Raw genomic sequence first — 2,991 nt, 5'->3', positions numbered from 1 at the left:
ATTAACTTTAAATCAGGACAAGGCGACGAAGCCGCAGACAGTACAGATAGTACGGAACCGATTCACTTGGTGCTTCAGCACCTTAGAGAATCGTTCTCTTTGAGCTAAGGCGAGGCAACGCCGTACTAGTTTAAAGTTAATCCACTATAACAACCATTCACACGACATCTTTACCACTCATCATCACCCATTTGTCCTTTTGGGCTTTTTGATTTATGTTCAGACTTTCATCTAGCAGTATTTTAAAAAATAGACGCCAACCCAAAGATAAGCAAAAAATGAAAAAATTATTGGCAGTTGCCTTATTGTCTTTGCGCCTACCTTTAATACAGATTTAAATCACAAAAGACGGACAATAACCATGCCTAAAAATTGGATAAATAAAATAATTTCATTCGCCACCATCATCTTCTTATCGGGAGGATGTATTCCCCTGTTAAAAGAGACGTCAAAAAACAACCTGCCCGACACGGTGTCCATTACCCTGCCGGAATCCAGCAAACATTTTGTTAACAGATTCCCCGAAAATTATGCAGGACCTTCTGACGACTCAGAGTTTTTTAATGTCAATCAATATGAAATAGACTTTAATCAGAAAAAAACCGTTGTCTTTGAACACGGCAAACATACTTTTAAAATACCTCATGTACGCAGTATTACCGCATATGAAAATCGAAGTCATAACCCGTTCTTAGGTGTTAATCAATTTGACATGTTTTCTGACCTCGGCAAAAGCAGCAACGTCAGTGACGAAGAAGCAAGACATAATTTCTACAATCTGATCAGGCAGATGCATCAAGCCGGTTGGACAGATTTGATTTCCCACAGCGCACCAAGGATTAAGCACGACCGTAAAAATGCCGCCGCCTTTTTTGAAGTGGAAAACAGTAGAATTAAAGCAAAACCGATAACCGGCATTCCCACCGCTATTGAACTAACCCCTGAGGAATGGAAGAAACTGCCCAACTTAGCTCAGATAGGGACTCTATATGCGGAGGGTGTGCTTGTGGAGTTTATGCTTGGTAAGGATAACTCAGAACAATATCGTGACCAATACGGCAACGGTCAGTATGCTCTGCAAATTACCGTAAAAGCATATTGGGATTTCCTCCGGTTACATGTACAAGAAGAATTTGGCAAACCGGGCTACCGCGAAGCCTTGGATAAAGAGCTCCGCTTAAGATCAAAGGAAAGGAAAAAAATGGAAGACAAAGCCCGCGCAGCAGGCTTTGAAATCGACGAAAGCTATCAAGACCCGCCTGTTCCTCCTTTAATAGCACTCCCACGCGACGGTTCCCGCTGATTGATATGGGGCGAACAAGCATAGCATAGGTTGAAATCCAATATCTTGAGGTATCTGGCAGACCCGTCCGTTGTGTTTCAGAACGCCAAAGACAAACTCTTTTCCTGCTGCACTACGACCACATCTACCCTTGCGCCGTCCGCAGAAATAGCTTTCGTCCAACTCGATAGAACCCTCAAAAACTTCATCAGCAGCCAAGGCTAGATAATGGCTGATGACCATGCGGATATTGCGTTAGAACAGGACTGCCGAATTGGGATGGATACCCAAAATATCGGCAGCAGAACGGGCGGTAACCTCGAACACAAAAACAGAGTAGCTATTCCATGCTTTTTTCTTTAATTTTCAGAGCGTTATCTTTATATTTTAAGGATAACATATCTGCTAATCTAGTACAGCCCCAAAAAGAAAGAGAGATAATCCTCATTGGTCTGTAACGGGTAGCTAACATTTCTAAGAGATATATTATGAAAATTAAACAAATCACATTATCTTGTTGTTTTTTATTTTTTATTGCTTGCACTCAGTCCGAACATGATGAGCAAAAGAACCGAGTGAAGGAGAAACGTACTGATACATTTTTAGAAAACAGACAACAGAAGCCTGATACTAAGCTATTAACTCCAATCAATAAAGTAACAAAAAGTGAGGTTCATATGAATAGCCAAGAAATTGCTTTTGAAAAAGAAAACTTCTTTTATATGTTGAATATAGCAATAGGGGTCATGAATGATCAAATATTAGATGAGGAAGATATTAAAAAATGGGAAAAAGAAGGTATTGGGATTGAGGAGGATATTCAAAAAAATGGCTTTAAAAGATACATCCTTACAAAATCAAAAGTAACCCTAATGATACCTCAAAATTTCCAAAAAGACCCATTTTTAACTTTATATTTTGATACTACATATAATTTGTCTAATTTTATATCTGAGAAAGACTTCGAAAGACAAAAAATCATAAAATTACAAAAGATAGAAACAAAATATAGAATTTATAACTCAAATTACAGCAATAAACCAACCTTACATACATCGTTTAAATATTCTTCTATTATCCATTCCAATGTAATCATGGAATTTGAAGTTTTTGATGAACATATTAGAAAAATGCAACTAAATTATCCTAAAGGTTTCTCGATCGTTTACATTTATAAAGACATCTATCACAATGGAGACAATCCAATTGGTAGTAAACTATATCCTTCATAAATTAAATAGTAAATCTAGGTTGTTTTAAAACTCAATATTGATTAATATCATCTAAATTTATATCTTGTTTTACATGTCCCTTTGGTTATTTGGGGTCCATCGTAAAAATGGCATGTACCTGATTTCGAAACCTTTCTTGAAATAAAGACAGCAGTCATAGGTTGAGTTGAAAACCCAACTTTGAAAGAGGTCGTCTGAAAAACTTTCAAACGACCTCTTTCATTCATCATCCTTGTTATTTTCAGAACTTTAAAAACCATCTATACAACATTTTTACCGTTCATCATTATCCGTTTGTCTTATTCGCTTTTTTGATTTATGTTTAAACTTTCATCATAAATCATCCAGATCGCCATGACTGCCCGCCAATCCTACCACCTCACCTTCGCCCGTTTCTCCCCGTCCCTCTCCGTTCGTTCTTTCACCGCCTCCGAAGCCGCCAATACAGCCTACCGCGTAGAAATCACCGCCACCTCC

Annotated in this window: 2 protein-coding genes and 1 pseudogene; 2 read left to right on the top strand and 1 reads right to left on the bottom strand. The window is 38.1% G+C overall.

Annotated elements, in window-relative coordinates; genetic code table 11:
• The first annotated feature begins 361 nt into the window (after positions 1 to 361).
• The gene (locus AAG834_RS13580; RefSeq protein WP_342032435.1) at positions 362 to 1,303 is read left to right on the top strand and encodes a hypothetical protein; all 942 of its coding nucleotides are present in this window, start codon (positions 362 to 364) and stop codon (positions 1,301 to 1,303) included.
• A gap of 60 nt (positions 1,304 to 1,363) precedes the next feature.
• On the opposite strand, the pseudogene AAG834_RS13575 reads toward AAG834_RS13580, so the two are convergent.
• A pseudogene (locus AAG834_RS13575) lies at positions 1,364 to 1,609 on the bottom strand (IS1595 family transposase); the annotation flags it as partial.
• A gap of 161 nt (positions 1,610 to 1,770) precedes the next feature.
• Here AAG834_RS13575 and AAG834_RS13570 point away from each other — a divergent pair.
• Positions 1,771 to 2,514 (top strand): hypothetical protein, encoded by a 744-nt coding sequence (locus AAG834_RS13570; protein ID WP_342032434.1) that lies wholly within the window; start codon positions 1,771 to 1,773, stop codon positions 2,512 to 2,514.
• The last annotated feature ends 477 nt before the right edge of the window (positions 2,515 to 2,991 follow it).

Origin of the sequence: Neisseria sp. Marseille-Q2251, from assembly GCF_940793045.1 — a bacterium.
Classification (GTDB): domain Bacteria; phylum Pseudomonadota; class Gammaproteobacteria; order Burkholderiales; family Neisseriaceae; genus Neisseria.
This window is presented reverse-complemented; position numbering and strand designations above follow the sequence as displayed.

What these genes read in the sequence shown, in the direction of transcription:
- AAG834_RS13580 (WP_342032435.1), top strand. Translation starts at nt 362, where the DNA reads ATGCCTAAAAATTGGATAAATAAAATAATTTCATTCGCCACCATCATC.
- AAG834_RS13570 (WP_342032434.1), top strand. Translation starts at nt 1,771, where the DNA reads ATGAAAATTAAACAAATCACATTATCTTGTTGTTTTTTATTTTTTATT.